The organism is Pseudarthrobacter sp. W1I19 (assembly GCF_030817835.1).
Taxonomy (GTDB): Bacteria; Actinomycetota; Actinomycetes; order Actinomycetales; family Micrococcaceae; genus Arthrobacter.
In genome coordinates, this window is record NZ_JAUSZR010000001.1 from 729997 (window position 1) to 744785 (window position 14789).

Below are 14789 nucleotides of genomic sequence, written 5' to 3' on the forward strand. Positions count from 1 at the left end.
GGTGGGCAGCTACCACCGTACGCCTGCCCGTGCCGCCCGTCACCGGCCACGAGTACTCATATTTGTTCCACAATCCCCGCAACGTGACGTGCACCCTACCTAACCCCTGTGGTTAGCTGTCCGGATGAAGAGAGCGGACGGGTCCATGGGCTGGGATGGTGCTGTCAATGCGTGGCATGTCGCGGGCGGTGTTTACCGTATGGGGCGGCGCGAATGGCTGACGGCGGCGGGCTGGCGGCAGGCGTACGACGGCGGCATCCGCACTGTGATCGACCTCCGTAACGCTGCGGAGGCGCGGCGCAGGGAAACCGATCCCCCGATGCCCGAGTCCGCCTGGTCCGGTATCACAGTGGTTTCGGCACCCACGGAAGAACCTGGCGATCCCCGCTTCACGCAACTCGCCGGCCCGTACCTCAACGACCCCGCCTACTACGCGGACAACGCCCGGATCTTCCCCGAAAAGCTGGCGGGCGTCTTCAAGGCCCTCGCTGCTGCATCCGCCCGTGGCGACGTGGTGCTGCACTGCGCCGCCGGGCGGGACCGCAGCGGTATGGTGGCGGCCATGGTGCAGGATCTGGCGGGGGACTCCGACCAGGACATCGCCGAAGGCTACCGGCGGGCAGCCCGCGGCATCAATGAGCGCTACCGCACGCACGGCCCGCCCCACGACCGCGAGCGCTATGTTGAGGAACACGAGCTGGCTCCCTTGCTGGAGCAGCGCGGCGACGCCGTGGTTGAGTTCGTGCGGGGCCTCGACACCCGCAACTTCCTGCTGCGCAATGGACTCACCTCCGCCGATCTTGACGCCGTTCTGTCCCTCTGCGGAGCGGGGGTATCGCGATGAACAGGGACCACCTGAACGTGAACAAACTGCGCCGTGCCCTCTCCCTAAGTGCCGTTACTGGCCTGCTCGCTGCCTCCGCCTACGCGGCTGTTCCCGCCTGGGCGGCGGGCGACGACAAGGCAAGTGGGGCCACCAGTCCGGCCGCAAGCTCCGCAGCAGGCCCGGCCACGGAGACCCCGACGCCCGCCGCTTCCGGCGGCATTTCCGCAGCCGGCCTCGCGGATGCGGTCCAGCGCGACCTCGGCGTCACCCCGGAACAGTTCGACGCGGCGGGGGAGCTGGGTGTTCAGGCAGAGGCCGCCGCCGTGAAGCTCCGCGCCGTCCCTGGCTACACGGGGATCCGGGTGAAAGACTCCAGGATCATCGTGACGGGCTCCGGAGACGAACTGCAGGCAGCCGTACACGGGCTCGCCGCCGCCGCTCCGGGCCTTCCTCTGGAATTGGAACTGGAAGCGGCAGTTACGCCTGAACCAGCAGCGTCCGCATCCCCGGCGCCCGGGTACGAACTTGCCGCCAACACCGAGCAGCTTTTCCAGGCCTACGTGCGCGACGTCGGTATCACGGGCCTGCAGGCGGTAGCCAGCACCGGCTCCAAGTTTGTCATCAGGACCGGGGGCGTGAATGCGCCGGAATCGGCAGGCACCGCGGCGCCGGCCGCTACGGGTTCAGCGGCGACGGAAACGGGCACCGGGAAGATGTCGCCGTCGGAATTCGTGTCCAGGTACGCAAATGTGGAACTGGCGCCGGGAGCCCCCTTGAAGCCGGAGGCCGACGTCCTGGGTGGGGTGGGCTATGCAGCGGACAGCGGATGGATTTGTTCGACAGGTTTCTCCGCATTCAACCCGGCTGGCCTGCCTGCCGTCCTGACCGCTGGGCACTGTGGCGAGGACGGCGCGTCCAAAACCGCTGACTTGTTGTTCCAGGGAGCGCGGGCAGGGTTCCTGGGCAACTTCGAGTTCAGCCAATTCGGCGGACCGGGCAACACCCCCGTGCTGCAGCCCAATAACGCCACAGACCCAGGGAACGTGGGAACGGACCTCTCGGTTATAGGTGCCCTACGCGCAGACCTGGACCCGCTGCCCGCAGTTACCACGTGGGGCGACCAGACTGCCCCTGGACCGGACGTCAAAATCATCGGCGCGGCTGCCCCGGTGATCGGCATGGACGTGTGCCGTTCCGGCTGGCGGACCGGATGGTCGTGCGGCACCATCAGCGAGGTTGGGATTTACCTCATTGAGGGGAACAACTATGCAGACGACCAAAAGGACCTCAGGGCTATCAGGGGCTTCCTGTCCTTGGATGTGCAGTCGGCTGGCGGCGACTCGGGCGGCCCGTGGATCAGTGGAAACTTCGCAGTGGGCATCCATTCCGCCGGGGAAAGCGGAGGCGCGCAGAACTTCGCCCTGGCAGCCACCCTGCAGGATGCACTCGAGGTGCTGCCCGGGTACCAGCTGGAAGTCTTCCTGAACAAGCCGTTGCTGACCTCGCCTGCCCCTGGGGAAACCGTGCAGGCGGGGCAGGCAATTTCTGGGCGGATTCCCGCGGAGCCGGCCTCTGCGGCAGGTACCGCCGTCCGCATTACCCTGCCCGGCCACGCCCCTTTCGACGTGCCGGTGGACAATGCCGGTAACTGGAGCTTCAACGTTCCATGGCCTGCTGGTTCGTTGACCTTCCAAGCTGAAACGATTAATGGCCACAGCCGTTCCAAGGCCGCATCGCTGACGGCAGAGGTTGCGCCGGCTCCCCTGGCCGCCCCCACCATCGCGGTTCCCGCCGGCCAGCCCCTGACGGAGTTGACCACGCTTTCCGGAACGGGCGCTCCGGGTGCAACCGTCATCGTGTCAGGCGACGTGGCGGGCTCCGGAACAGTAGGCCTGGACGGGCAATGGACGGCCAGCGTGGCAGGCACGGCAGCTTTCGGCAATGTGACGGCCAACGCCGTGCTGTCCTCGCCGGGAACGGCCGATAGCCCTGCCGCCACAGCAACAGTCCAGGTATCGCCGCCGCGTCCTGTCATCGCAAGCATCCATGACGGGCAGCATTTCCGCCAGGACAACCTGCCGCGAACCATTTCCGGCAGCGGCGCCGAGGGGGCAGAGGTGACGGTGTCAATCGATGGCAAGCCCCTTTACAGCCCCACATCGGGCGGCCCGGCCGGATCCCGGTCGCCGGCACCTGCCCTGGTTCCGCTGGAGCTGGTTGGGGGCGGAACTTGGCAGGTTCCCTTTCCTGACGGACTGGCTCCCGGAACCCACACGGTTTCCGTAACACAGGCCTTCGATGGGCTCTCCTCCCCACCGGCTACCGCATCGTTCGTCCTGGACCCGGCCCCGGCTGCCCCGGCCCCGGCTGCCCCGGCCCCGGCGGTACCGCCGGCTCCGGCGCAAGACCCGCCCGCCGTCGTCGTTCTCCCGCCTGTCCGTGACCCGGCGGGCTTAGCTAATACGTCCGGCGGAGTGGGAAACAACGGCGCTCTGGCCGTCACCGGAAGCAACGCCCTGGTTCCGGCGGCAGGAGCTGCCGCTGCGGCGATCGCGGTTGGCGCCGTTCTGATGCTGCTGGTCCGCCGCCGGAAGCAACGCACCCGGGGATGAGTCATCAGATATCGTCGCCAAAGCGGCCGAATGGCGACGATATCTGATAGGTCAATGGGTTTTGTGGCGCCGCATCAGCAGGTTTGTGATGCGGAGGGTGCAGAGCCGCTGGCCGGCCTCGTTGGTGATGACCACCTCGTGCGTGGTGAGCGTGCCGCCCAAGTGGATGGGGGTGGCGGTGATTGTCACCTGTCCCTCGCGCGCGGAACGGTGGTGGGTGGCGGAAACGTCCACGCCCACCGCCGTCTTGCCCATGGTGCTTGCGTGGATCACGGCCGCCCACGATCCCACGGCCTCACCCACGGCAAGGGACGCGCCGCCATGCAGAAGCCCAAAGGACTGCCTGTTTCCCTCCACCGGCATGGTGGCCACCACCCGCTCCACCGATTCCTCGAGGATCTTCACGCCCATCTTCTCGTCGAGTTCGCCGAGGGTAATCTTCCACAGCTCGTGCGCGTCCGGCTGGGTCTCTGCGGCATCCTTCGGTGATAGGGCGCTCATTCGTTCTCCTTAAGGGTGGCCATTTCAGTCCCGGCCTTCTAGTCTGCAGCACGGGACGTCATGTATGGTGAATATATTACCGAACGGACGGTCAGTAATCATTGCCCGCCGCAGTAAGCCCCCTTGTTGGAAGGACCCGTCAACGATGACCAGCACCGCCACAGCTCCCCAGGCCACGGTCGACACCGTGGAGACAGTGCCCAGCTTCATCATGGACGGGTGGTGGACGCCCGACGACGCCTCCGCAGGCTCGGCTGTCCCCGTCCGTGACGCGAGCACCGGGGAAATCCTGGCGAAGGTGAGCACCGAAGGGCTGGACCTGGGCGCCGTCGTTGAGTACGGACGTACTACCGGCCAGGCAGAACTGGGCAAGCTGACGTTCCACCAGCGGGCCCTCAAGCTCAAGGAACTGGCGCAGTACCTGAACGCCCGGCGCGACCACTTCTACACCTTCTCGGCCCAGACCGGCGCCACCAAGATCGACTCCATGATCGACATCGACGGCGGCATCGGCGTGCTCTTCACCTTCGGCTCCAAGGGCCGGCGCGAGCTGCCCAACTCGCAGGTGGTGGTGGACGGGCCCATGGAGGTGCTGTCCAAGGACGGCTCCTTCGCCGGCGAACACATTTACACCCGCATTCCGGGCGTGGCCGTCCAGATCAACGCCTTCAACTTCCCCGTCTGGGGCATGCTGGAGAAGTTCGCGCCCGCCTTCATTGCCGGTGTTCCCACCATCGTCAAGCCGGCAACGCCCACGGGATACGTGGCAGCTGCCGTGGTGAAGGCCATCGTGGAATCCAACATCCTGCCCAAGGGTTCGCTGCAGCTGATTTCCGGCTCCGTCCGGGGGTTGCTGGACGTCCTGGACTACCGCGACCTCGTCGCCTTCACCGGTTCCGCCTCCACCGCGCTGTCCCTGAAGTCCCACCCCAACGTGGTTCAGGGCGGCGTCCGCTTCACCTCCGAAACCGACTCGCTGAACGCGGCCATCCTCGGCCCCGACGCGGTGGAGGGCACCCCCGAGTTCGACGCCTTCGTGAAGTCCGTGGTCACCGAAATGACGGCCAAGGCCGGGCAGAAGTGCACCGCCATCCGCCGGGCTATCGTGCCCCAGGAGCTGGTCCCCGCTGTGTCCGCGGCGATCGGCAAGCGCATCACCGAACGGGTTGTCCTCGGCGACCCCCGCGCCGACGGCGTCACCATGGGTGCGCTCGCCTCCGTGGAGCAGCTCAAGGACGTGCGTGCGGCCGTGCAGTCCATGCTCGACGCCGGTGGTGAGCTTGCGTACGGAACCCTCGATTCGCCGTCGGTCACCGCTGCCGACGGCTCCACAGTGCTGGTTGACGGCGGGGCATTTATGGCGCCCGTCCTGCTGAACTGGAACAACCCCGAGGCGGAGGAAGTGCACTCGCTGGAGGCATTCGGGCCCGTTTCGTCAGTGATCGGCTACAAGGACATTCCCGACGCCGTCCGCCTCGCCGCCCGCGGCAGCGGCTCCTTGGTCGCCTCGGTCTGCACCAACGATCCCGCCGTTGCCCGCGAACTTGTCACCGGGATCGCCGCCCACCACGGCCGCGTCCTGATGCTCAACCGCGAGGACGCCCGTTCGTCAACCGGCCACGGTTCGCCGGTACCGCACCTGGTCCACGGCGGCCCGGGCCGTGCCGGCGGCGGTGAGGAACTGGGCGGCATCCGCTCGGTGATGCATCACATGCAGCGCACCGCCATCCAGGGCTCACCCAACATGCTCACCGCCGTCACCGGTGTGTGGCACACAGGGGCGGACCGCAACTTCACGGTTGAAACCGAAGGAACGCACCCGTTCCGGAAGTCGCTTGAGACGCTGCGGATTGGCGACGCCGTCCGCTCCGACCTGCGCCAGGTCACCTTGGAGGACATCACGGCCTTCGCCAACTCCACCGGTGACACGTTCTACGCCCACACCAACCATGAAGCCGCGGAAGCCAACCCGTTCTTCCCGGGCATTGTGGCCCACGGCTACCTCCTGCTGGCCTGGGGCGCCGGACTGTTCGTCGAGCCCGCGCCCGGCCCGGTCCTGGCCAACTACGGGCTGGAAAACCTGCGCTTCATCACCCCCGTCGCGGCAGGGGACTCCATCCGCGTGACGCTCACCGCCAAGAAGATCACCCCGCGCGAAACGGACGAGTACGGCGAGGTGGCCTGGGACGCAGTCCTCACCAACCAGAACGACGAAATCGTAGCAACGTACGACGTCCTCACCCTCGTGGAGAAGTAGCCCTGGATCTCGACAGGCTCGATCACCGGGCCGGTGGTTGAGCTCGATCACCGGGACCGTGGTTGAGCCTGTCGAAACGGGGAAGGGGGCGGGCTTTTCAGGCAGCCCGGGCGTAAAATTCTCCCCGTAGGAGGTGGCTAGATGAGCCTTAGATTGAACACAGTCACAACCGTCCTGCCAGTCGATGATCCACAGCGCGCCCGCCGGTTTTACACGGAAAAACTCGGACTACCGCACCGTGGCATGACAGACGACGGAAGCGAACTCCTCGGCACCAACGGCGGCCCGATGCTGCAGTTGATGCCCGTCTCGGATGGCAAACATTCCGATCACACTGCGCTGAGCTTCGAGGTGACGGACATCGAACGCACGGTCCGTGACATGGAAGCCAGGGGAGTGCAGTTCCAGGATTACGACCTGCCGGACCTTCGAACGGAAAACCACATCTGCACCACGAACTCGGAGAAGTGCGCCTGGTTCATGGACACAGAGCGCAACATCCTCTGTGTCCACGAGTCGCTTGGCGTTCAGGCGGAGTACGAGCTCTAAGGGCCGAAAGACCCAGAAAAAGCGGCAGGCGCCGCCCGATTAACCGGCCGGCGCCTGCTTTGTTCTTTAGCCGGAAGGTCTCAGGACTCGGCGCCGCCGTGCAGGCCGTCGTCGCTGCTGTCGTCCGACGGCGCTGCACCGGTCTGGTCCGACAGGTCCATGTTGCCGCGGGCCTCGTCCATGGTGGGGCCGCCGGAGGGAACGCTGTAGGTGTCCGGGCGGATGCCCTTGGCCTGTTCCTCGATCAGCGCCTGCTCTTCGCTGAAGCGGATCGCGTTGGCCTCGTCCGCGGCGTCGCCGGGGACGTCCTCGCGGACCTTGGACGGGTCCGGGACGATGAATCCTGCATCCGGTTCTTCCTTGGGGTGGCTCATGGTTCTACCTTCCTCTCGGTTGTACTACTGGGTTGGCCGGTCAATCAGGTCTGCTTTGAGGTCCAGGCTCTGGTCGCCACGCTTGACCTTGAAACTTACGGTGTCGCCGGGGTTACGGTTGCGCAGTTCCGCGAGGAGCTTCTCAGGGGAGTTAAGCTCCACTCCTTCCATGGACTCCAGAACATCACCCGGTCGGATCCCGGCACGTCCTGCCGGGCCTTCCTCGTCCAGAGCCAGAACCACGACGCCGGTGCTCGCCTCGATGCCCAGCTGGTCCGCGATCTGCGGCGTCAGTTCGCCCGGGGTCAGGCCCAGATATGCGTGTTCGGCGGTGCCGTCGGCCAGCAGTTCTTCCGCAACCTGCACGGCGGTGGCCGCCGGGATGGCAAAGCCCAGGGAGACGGCGCCGGCGGACGGCGGGATGTATGCCTCACTGATGCCGATAATTTCGCCGCGCATGTTGATTACGGCGCCGCCCGAGTTACCGGGGCTGATGGGGGCGTCCGTCTGGATCAGGTCCACCAGGGACAGGCTGTTGGAGGCTGAACCCGGAATGGACCTGTGCAGGCCGGAGATGATCCCTGCCGTCGCCGTGTTCTCGAAGCCCAGCGGGGAACCGAGTACCAGGGCGCCTTCGCCTACCTTGGGCAGCGTGCTCTGGTAGGTGGGCTTGGGCAAGCCCTTGCGGTCCGCCTGCACCAGCGCAAGGTCGGTGACGGCGTCGGTGGCCCTTACTGTTCCCTCTACCCGCTGGCCATCCGCGAACCCAACCTCCACCCTGGTGTTGCCGCTGACCACGTGCTCATTGGTAATGATGAGCCCGTCCTCCGAGTACACCACACCGCTGCCGAGGCCACCTTCGGTGAAGATAGTCACCACCGAGGGAGCCAAATTCTCAACCAGCTCGGGGAGGCCGCCGGCAGCATCAGGAGCGGGCGACGGGGCACCGGGGGAGGTGCTGGCTGAACCGCCGGTACCAGGGGAGGTCGCGGCCGACGGCGACGTGCTGGCACCCGCCGTACTGGCTCCGGACGTTTCGGTGGGCGCAGGGGGAGCCTGGGATGTGCAGGCGGTCAGGGCCAGGGAGGCTGCCAGCACCACGCCTCCGGCAACCGTGCCAAAGCGCGCGGAACGGCATAATCCCTGGCTGGTGCTGATGCTCATGGACTGACCTCCTGCGGATGCTGGCTGTCCTACCACCGTAGCCGGGCAACAGCAGAAATACCAAGCACACTTAGTATTTGCCGGAAGGAAGTCTCGGGGGAGGCTAGGGCTGGGAGTGGAGCCCGTCGAACGCCATGGTGATGACGTCGTCCGCAAGCCGTTTGGGGGAGAGGGAGCCGCCCGGTTTGTACCATTCCACGATTGAGTTGATCATGCCGAAGAGGAGCCGGGTCACGGTCCGGGGGTCAATGTCCTGGCGCAGCGACCCTTCATCCCGGGCGGCAGAGATCAGTCCGGCCACCTTGTGGTCGAAGGTACGGCGCCGTTCCAGGGCGTCGCGTTCAATCTCGGTGTTTCCACGCAGGCGCAGGAGCAGGGTGACGAACGGCAGCCGCTCCACCAGCACGGCCACGGTCTGCCTCAGCACAAACTCGAGCCGGGCATCTGCGGCGCCGGACGTGGCCTGCGGCTCCTCCAGGATCGCTTCGAGTCCGCCCAGTGCGTGGTCCAGGGCGAGTTTGAGCAGGTCGCCCTTGGACGGCACGTGGTGGTAGATCGCCGACTTCGAGATGCCCAGGTTGTCGGCCAGGATGCCCATGGATGTCGCATCATAACCGTGGCGGTTGAAGACGTCGACGGCGATGCGCAGCACCGATTGCTGGTCGTATCCAGGGCGGCCGCGCTTGGTGCCGGCGGTGCTGGTTGCGTCAGTGGTGCTGGGCATAGTGGCTAGTTTCTCACGAACGGTCGGTCAGTCAGTGCAGGTGGGTAGATGCGGAGCCCGCTGCTTACCCCTTCGGCCGCAGGTCGTAGATCCGGCGTAGCTTGCCGTTGGACCGCTCGAGCGAGCCCGGCTCCACCACGTCCACGGTGCACGAAGAACCCACGTGGATCTTGATCTGCTCCTTCAAGGTGCGTGCCGCCGTCGTACTCTGCTCGGGGCTGACGGCGTCCCGCCGTTCAATCCGGACGGTCAACTGGTCCATCCGCTGGCCTTCGGGCCGGGAGAGTTCGAGCTGGAAGTGCGGGCTGAGCTCGGGGATCCGGAGGGCGATTTCCTCGATCTGGGACGGGAAGAGGTTCACGCCGCGCAGGATGATCATGTCGTCGCTGCGGCCGGTGATCCGGCCCATCCGCCGGTGCGCGGGGCGGGCCGTCCCGGGCAGGAGCCGGGTGAGGTCCTTGGTGCGGTAGCGGATGATCGGGAGGGCTTCCTTGGTGAGCGAGGTGAAGACCAGTTCGCCATGTTCGCCGTCGCGCAGCACGTTTTCCTTGCCCACCAGGGGGTTGAAGGGGTCGATAATTTCGGGGCGGAAGTGGTCCTCCCAGATGTGGCTGCCGTCCTGGGTTTCCACGGCTTCGCCGGCGACGCCGGGGCCCATCACCTCGGAAAGGCCGTAGATGTCGCAGGCCTTAATGTTCATGGTGACTTCGAGCTCGTGCCGCATCTCCTGCGTCCACGGCTCGGCGCCCAGTACCGCGAACTTCAGCGAGGTGGAGGTGGGGTCGATTCCCATGTGGGCCATGGCATCGGCGATGGTCAGCAGGTAGGTGGGGGTGGCCAGGATGGCGTCCGGCTTGAAGTCCTGGATCAGCTGGATCTGGCGTTCGGTCTGGCCGCCGGACATCGGGATGACGGTGCAGCCCAGCGCTTCGGCACCGGCGTGGGCGCCAAGGCCCCCGGTGAACAGGCCATAGCCGTAGGCGTTGTGGACCTTCATGCCGGGGCGGATGCCGGAGGCGCGGAAGCTGCGGGCCACGAGCTTGGCCCAGTCCGCCAGGTCCTGTTTGGTGTAGCCGACGACGGTGGGCCGGCCTGTGGTGCCCGAGCTGGCGTGGATGCGGGCTACTTCGGCCTGCGGAACCGCGAACATGCCGAAGGGGTATTCGGCGCGCAGGTCGTCCTTGGTGGTGAACGGAAAGTTGCCTAGGTCGCCGAGTTCGCGCAGGTCGCTGGGGTGGACGCCGGCGTCGTCGAACTTGCGCTTGTACAGGGGAACGCGGTCGTAGGCGTAGGCCACTGTGTGCTGCAGGCGGCTGAGCTGGAGGGCCTCAAGCTCGTCGCGGGACATGGTTTCCTCGCGGTCCAGCGCGGCGTCTGTCGCGGTGACGGCGGGGGTTTCGGGGGCGTGGAGGGTCATTGGGTTTCCTACTTCTTGGGGATGGTCCGGCTGCGGCCGCGGAACTCTGCGATGAGCTCACCCGGCTTTTCGGAATCGGGTTTGGCACCGGGGTCGGCAGCAAAGATCTGGATGTCGTACAGTCCGCTGCGGCCGGCGCTGGACCGGCGATCGGCGACGGCGGTGACCACCTGGCCGCGGTAGGCGGACTTGAGGAAGTTGATGTCCACGCCGGAGGCCACTGTGATGTTGTTTTCCTCCCCAGGCGCCGGGACGGCCGGGTTGCACGCGAGCGCAAATGCCGTATCCCCGAAGGCGAAGATCATTCCGCCGTGGGCCATGCCGAAGCCGTTGAGCATTTCCTGCCGGAGGGTCATCCGGATGGTGGCGTGGCCGTCGCTCAGCGAGAGGACCTCGATGCCCATCCACTCGGAGGCGTAATCGTTCTCCAGGATCTGGTGATGGGGACCGGAAAGGGTTGTTTCAGCCATGCGTCATTGCCTCCAGCTTTATTTACCGAATGTTCATTAGGTAATCCCATGAGGGGGTCCGGTGTCAAGGGCAGTGGTATTGGCGGACGCGTCCCATCCAGCCCAGTTTTAGCCCTTCACAGCGCAACTTCCGCGGCGCCGGCCAGCGGATCACCCAAAAGCTGGGCTGGAGTGGATGGGCAGGCGGCCCGGGGCGGTAGATGCAAGGATGGAGTACCGGCAGCACCACACCAGCAAAGGGCGGACCATGGCCACAAGCATCTACGTCAGCGCAACCACCCCCGGATCGGGCAAGTCTCTCGTGGCACTGGGCCTGGCGGACACCCTGCACCGCCACGCGGACAGGATCGGCTTCTTCAAACCGGTGGTCCACGGCCCCGATCCGGCACAGGATCCCATGGTGGCCCTGATGAAGTCGCGGTTTGAGCTCGAGGATGAGCGGTGCCGCGGCGGCCTCACGCACGAGGAGGTCCGGTCCTTGCTGGCCGAAGGAAAGCGCGAGGAGATCGACTCCCGGTGCGTGGAAATCTTCGCCGAGATGTCCCGCCATTGCGATGTGGTGATCATCGAGGGGACGGATCTCACGGGCCAGGATGCCGCCGTCGAATTCGACCTGAACGCCCGCCTGGCCAACAACCTGGCTGCCCCCGTGGTAGCGGTGGTGGGCGCGAAGGGGCGCACCGTGGCGGAGGCTGCGGCCGCCGTCGAGGTTGCCCGCAAGGAGCTCGCTGCGGAGAAGTGTGCCCTGCTGGCCATCATGGTGAACCGCGCCGACCCGGACGACGTCGAGGCGATCGCCGCCGCCGTGAAACCCGGCGCGTCCAAGCGGCCCGTTTATGTCCTGCCGGAGCTGGAGGAGATCGCCCGGCCCACCACCGGCGAGGTGGCCGCCGCGCTTGGGGTGCGGCAGATCGCCGGCCGCGCGGACATGGAACGCGACGTCCGGGACATCAAGGTGGCCGCCATGAACGTGGGCAATTTCCTGAATGTGCTGGACGAGGGCGCCCTGGTGATCGTGCCGGGGGACCGGGCTGACGTGATGGTGGCGTGCCTGGCGTCGTCCTTCTCGCCGGAGTTTCCTGTGGCGTCGGCACTGATCCTCACTGGCGGCCTGGCACCGGACGCCAACATCTACCCGTTGCTGGCGCAGGCCCCGTTCCCGGTGTTCGCCGCGACGGAGGATACGTACACCACCGCCCGCCGCGTTTCCGAAGTCCGAAGCGAGATCTGGTCCGGGCACCGGCGCAAGGTGGCCTCGGCCCTGGGGCTCTGGTCCCGGACAGTGGATGAGGCGGAGCTGGTGGAGCGGCTGCACCTGCCGCGGGCCGAACGCATGACCCCGCTGCGCTTCCTGCACGACCTCATCGAGCGGGCCCGGGCCCAGCGCCGGCACGTGGTCCTGCCCGAGGGGACGGACGTCCGGATCCTGCGCGCGGCGGAAATCCTGCACCGGCGCGACGTCTGCGACCTCACCGTGCTCGGCCCGGAACCGGACGTCCGGGAGCTGGCGGCTGCGCGCGGCATCGACCTGGCCGGGATCAACATCGTGGACCCGGCCACCTCGGACCACCGGCAGAAGTTCGCCGAAAAGTACTCGGAGCTGCGGGCGCACAAGGGCGTGGACCTGGCCAAAGCCCTGGAAATCATGCAGGACGTCAGCTACTTCGGCACCATGATGGTCCAGCTCGGCGTGGTGGACGGCATGGTGTCCGGGGCAGCGCACACCACCGCGCACACCATCCGGCCGGCGCTGGAGTTCGTGAAAACCCGCGAGGGCGTGAAGATCGTGTCCTCGGTGTTCCTGATGCTGATGCCGGACCGCGTGCTGGTATACGGCGACTGCGCGGTGAACCCGGACCCCAACGTGGAGCAGCTGGCGGACATCGCCCTGGCCTCCGCGGAGACCGCCGCCCAGTTCGGGGTGGAGCCGCGGGTGGCCATGCTGTCCTACTCCACGGGCGGTTCGGGTTCCGGCGAGGCCGTGGACGAGGTGCGGCAGGCAACCGAACTCGTGCGTACGCGCCGCCCGGACCTCGCCGTCGAAGGCCCCATTCAGTACGACGCCGCCGTGGACGCCTCCATCGCCGAGTCCAAAATGCCGGGGTCCACGGTTGCCGGGCAGGCCAGCGTGTTCATCTTCCCGGACCTGAACACCGGCAACAACACGTACAAGGCGGTGCAGCAGAGCTCGGGGGCGGTGGCCGTGGGACCCGTCCTGCAGGGGCTGCGGAAGCCGGTCAACGACCTCTCGCGCGGCTGCACTGTGGAGGACATCGTCAACACGGTGGCCATCACGGCCATCCAGGCGCAGGCACCCGCTTCCTAGCAACGTGGGCCCACGCCCACGGGGTTCCCTGGCCGACCTTGCGAGGTTAGGGCGCGGGTGGGGAGGGTGCGTTTAGGCCCTCTCCAGAGCGCGGGACTTGGGCGTTAGGTGACCCAGCGTAGGAACCCAATTTCCGCACACAGGGGCTAATTCCGGACCGGCAGGCGGACAATAAGAGGACGGCAGGGGCTCCCTGCAGTGGTTTCCGGCAGCGAGGACGGTGCGGGATGAAAAGGCTTGGACGCAGGGCCGCGGTACTACTGATGGCCGCGCTCCTGGTGGGCGGCTGCGCCCCAGGCGGCGGAAGCGGAAACAGTACGGCGCCGCCGGAAGGAACCAGCACCGCTGCCGCCTCGGCAGCGGCCACGATCACCATCAAGGACTTCAACTATGGCGGGCCGATCACGGTGGCGCCCGGCGCCGTCGTCGCGGTCATCAACATGGACTCCGCCCCGCATACCGTCACCGCTGAAAAGGACAAGGCCTTCGACGTCGACGTCCGCGGAAGCGGCGCGACAGGCACCTTCACGGCCCCCTCGACGCCCGGCACTTATACATACTTTTGCGTCTACCACCCCAACATGAAAGGAACGCTGACGGTCAAATGAACATGGCCATGAGGGTGCTGACAGCCCTGGCGCTGTTCGTCGACGCCGGGGTGCATATCCTGCTGGCCCCCGGTTACCAGGCTGCCAACCCCGGCGGCATCGGGCAGGGCAACCTGTTCCTGCTCGAATCAGCCGCGGCGGTGCTGGTGGCTGTCTACGTCTTGATCCGGGGCAGCAAGGTTGCCTACGCCATGGCGCTGGCTGTTTTGCTGAGCGCCTTCGCGGCCGTGATGCTGTACCGGTACTTCAACATCCCGGCCTTTGGTCCGCTCCCTGCCATGTATGAACCCGTATGGTTCTTCGAAAAGACGCTCAGCGCGGTGGCCGAAGGATTGGGAGCCGTGCTGGCCGCCATTGGCCTTGTCCGCGCGCCCGCCAAACGGCGGGTGCATGGAGCGCCGGGGCCTGCGCGCGGACGTCCCGCCTGAGGTCCGGCAAGCGCTTGAGGTCCGCTTAAGGCAAGCAACGGGCGACGCCGGCACCCGGGCAGGTGCCGGCGTCGCCCTTTGTTTGCCTAGCTGTTGTCCGGCTTGGCCAGGCTCTCGCTGTCCTCTTCCTTCGCTGGCTCGTCGGAGAGACCCTGCGGCGTGAGGTCGAGGCCCTCGGTGTTCTCCGGCGCTTCCGGAGCCTCGCCCGTCTCAGCTGCTTTGGGAGCGCCCGTATCGTCCAGGGCAGGGTTGGCACCTTCCACTCCGGTGGGGTCCTTGGTTCCGGAGCCCTCTTGTGCATTCAGCGGCGCGGTGCTGCTGGATCCCGTGTTGGTGGGGTCGTTCTCGTCGATCTGGGTGGGCTCGTTCGTCATGGAAATGTCCTCTCGCCGTGGTCCAGCCTGTCCGCCGACTCTAGGCACAGGCCGCGCCCATCCGCAAGGAAACCGCGAGATGGCACTTGGCGGCAGTCCGGGTGGGCAACACTGCCGCGAAGTGCCATTTCGCGGCGGGGGACGGGGGAAGGTGGGACC

14 protein-coding genes are annotated in these 14789 nt (G+C 66.6%); 7 read left to right on the plus strand and 7 right to left on the minus strand.

Features of this window, described 5'->3' with window-relative positions; all coding sequences use genetic code 11:
- The first annotated feature begins 124 nt into the window (after nt 1-124).
- Together QF038_RS03395 and QF038_RS03400 are read left to right on the plus strand one after the other, a co-directional pair.
- Nucleotides 125-844 carry a tyrosine-protein phosphatase gene (locus QF038_RS03395; protein ID WP_373461504.1) on the plus strand — a complete coding sequence of 240 codons (720 nt, stop codon included), beginning with the start codon at nt 125-127 and terminating at the stop codon, nt 842-844.
- Nucleotides 841-3438, plus strand: coding sequence for a trypsin-like serine protease (locus QF038_RS03400; protein WP_307608754.1), 2598 nt, complete (start codon nt 841-843; stop codon nt 3436-3438). The genes QF038_RS03395 and QF038_RS03400 overlap by 4 nt, the downstream gene beginning before the upstream one ends.
- 51 nt (nt 3439-3489) lie before the next feature.
- On the opposite strand, the gene QF038_RS03405 is transcribed toward QF038_RS03400, so the two are convergent.
- The gene (locus QF038_RS03405) at nt 3490-3939 is read right to left on the minus strand and encodes a PaaI family thioesterase (RefSeq protein WP_307608756.1); all 450 of its coding nucleotides are present in this window, start codon (nt 3937-3939) and stop codon (nt 3490-3492) included.
- Nucleotides 3940-4084: 145 nt separating this feature from the next.
- Here QF038_RS03405 and paaZ point away from each other — a divergent pair, with 145 nt between their 5' ends.
- Nucleotides 4085-6196, plus strand: coding sequence for a phenylacetic acid degradation bifunctional protein PaaZ (gene paaZ / locus QF038_RS03410; protein ID WP_307608758.1), 2112 nt, complete (start codon nt 4085-4087; stop codon nt 6194-6196).
- 141 nt (nt 6197-6337) lie between these two features.
- A complete protein-coding gene (locus QF038_RS03415) occupies nt 6338-6745 on the plus strand; it encodes a VOC family protein (RefSeq protein WP_091416870.1) in 408 nt (135 codons plus the stop codon).
- An 80-nt stretch (nt 6746-6825) separates the two neighbouring features.
- On the opposite strand, the gene QF038_RS03420 is transcribed toward QF038_RS03415, so the two are convergent.
- The 5 genes from QF038_RS03420 to QF038_RS03440 form a co-directional block, all read right to left on the minus strand.
- Complete coding sequence (locus tag QF038_RS03420; protein ID WP_307608761.1) at nt 6826-7119, minus strand: hypothetical protein; 294 nt, start codon at nt 7117-7119, stop codon at nt 6826-6828.
- A gap of 24 nt (nt 7120-7143) precedes the next feature.
- A complete protein-coding gene (locus tag QF038_RS03425) occupies nt 7144-8283 on the minus strand; it encodes a S1C family serine protease (protein WP_307608763.1) in 1140 nt (379 codons plus the stop codon).
- Between the two features lie 103 nt (nt 8284-8386).
- Nucleotides 8387-9007 carry a TetR/AcrR family transcriptional regulator gene (locus QF038_RS03430; RefSeq protein WP_307608765.1) on the minus strand — a complete coding sequence of 207 codons (621 nt, stop codon included), beginning with the start codon at nt 9005-9007 and terminating at the stop codon, nt 8387-8389.
- Between the two features lie 64 nt (nt 9008-9071).
- Nucleotides 9072-10424 carry a phenylacetate--CoA ligase PaaK gene (paaK, locus tag QF038_RS03435; RefSeq protein WP_307608766.1) on the minus strand — a complete coding sequence of 451 codons (1353 nt, stop codon included), beginning with the start codon at nt 10422-10424 and terminating at the stop codon, nt 9072-9074.
- A gap of 8 nt (nt 10425-10432) precedes the next feature.
- Nucleotides 10433-10894, minus strand: coding sequence for a hotdog fold thioesterase (locus QF038_RS03440; protein WP_307608768.1), 462 nt, complete (start codon nt 10892-10894; stop codon nt 10433-10435).
- Between the two features lie 247 nt (nt 10895-11141).
- Here QF038_RS03440 and pta point away from each other — a divergent pair, with 247 nt between their 5' ends.
- The 3 genes from pta (at nt 11142) to QF038_RS03455 (ending at nt 14256) form a co-directional block, all read left to right on the plus strand.
- Entirely contained in the window at nt 11142-13220 is a 2079-nt protein-coding gene (pta, locus tag QF038_RS03445) for a phosphate acetyltransferase (protein WP_307608770.1), read from the plus strand.
- 227 nt (nt 13221-13447) lie between these two features.
- On the plus strand, nt 13448-13828 hold the full coding sequence (locus QF038_RS03450; protein WP_307608772.1) for a cupredoxin domain-containing protein: 381 nt from the start codon (nt 13448-13450) through the stop codon (nt 13826-13828).
- Complete coding sequence (locus QF038_RS03455) at nt 13825-14256, plus strand: hypothetical protein (RefSeq protein WP_307608774.1); 432 nt, start codon at nt 13825-13827, stop codon at nt 14254-14256. Before QF038_RS03450 ends, QF038_RS03455 begins: the two co-directional genes overlap by 4 nt.
- An 86-nt stretch (nt 14257-14342) precedes the next feature.
- Here QF038_RS03455 and QF038_RS03460 read toward each other — a convergent pair whose 3' ends face one another.
- Complete coding sequence (locus QF038_RS03460; RefSeq protein ID WP_307608776.1) at nt 14343-14630, minus strand: hypothetical protein; 288 nt, start codon at nt 14628-14630, stop codon at nt 14343-14345.
- Nucleotides 14631-14789 lie beyond the last annotated feature (159 nt).

What these genes read in the sequence shown, in the direction of transcription:
- QF038_RS03395 (WP_373461504.1), top strand. Translation starts at nt 125, where the DNA reads ATGAAGAGAGCGGACGGGTCCATGGGCTGGGATGGTGCTGTCAATGCG.
- QF038_RS03400 (WP_307608754.1), top strand. Translation starts at nt 841, where the DNA reads ATGAACAGGGACCACCTGAACGTGAACAAACTGCGCCGTGCCCTCTCC.
- QF038_RS03405 (WP_307608756.1), bottom strand. Translation starts at nt 3,939, where the DNA reads ATGAGCGCCCTATCACCGAAGGATGCCGCAGAGACCCAGCCGGACGCG.
- paaZ (WP_307608758.1), top strand. Translation starts at nt 4,085, where the DNA reads ATGACCAGCACCGCCACAGCTCCCCAGGCCACGGTCGACACCGTGGAG.
- QF038_RS03415 (WP_091416870.1), top strand. Translation starts at nt 6,338, where the DNA reads ATGAGCCTTAGATTGAACACAGTCACAACCGTCCTGCCAGTCGATGAT.
- QF038_RS03420 (WP_307608761.1), bottom strand. Translation starts at nt 7,119, where the DNA reads ATGAGCCACCCCAAGGAAGAACCGGATGCAGGATTCATCGTCCCGGAC.
- QF038_RS03425 (WP_307608763.1), bottom strand. Translation starts at nt 8,283, where the DNA reads ATGAGCATCAGCACCAGCCAGGGATTATGCCGTTCCGCGCGCTTTGGC.
- QF038_RS03430 (WP_307608765.1), bottom strand. Translation starts at nt 9,007, where the DNA reads ATGCCCAGCACCACTGACGCAACCAGCACCGCCGGCACCAAGCGCGGC.
- paaK (WP_307608766.1), bottom strand. Translation starts at nt 10,424, where the DNA reads ATGACCCTCCACGCCCCCGAAACCCCCGCCGTCACCGCGACAGACGCC.
- QF038_RS03440 (WP_307608768.1), bottom strand. Translation starts at nt 10,894, where the DNA reads ATGGCTGAAACAACCCTTTCCGGTCCCCATCACCAGATCCTGGAGAAC.
- pta (WP_307608770.1), top strand. Translation starts at nt 11,142, where the DNA reads ATGGCCACAAGCATCTACGTCAGCGCAACCACCCCCGGATCGGGCAAG.
- QF038_RS03450 (WP_307608772.1), top strand. Translation starts at nt 13,448, where the DNA reads ATGAAAAGGCTTGGACGCAGGGCCGCGGTACTACTGATGGCCGCGCTC.
- QF038_RS03455 (WP_307608774.1), top strand. Translation starts at nt 13,825, where the DNA reads ATGAACATGGCCATGAGGGTGCTGACAGCCCTGGCGCTGTTCGTCGAC.
- QF038_RS03460 (WP_307608776.1), bottom strand. Translation starts at nt 14,630, where the DNA reads ATGACGAACGAGCCCACCCAGATCGACGAGAACGACCCCACCAACACG.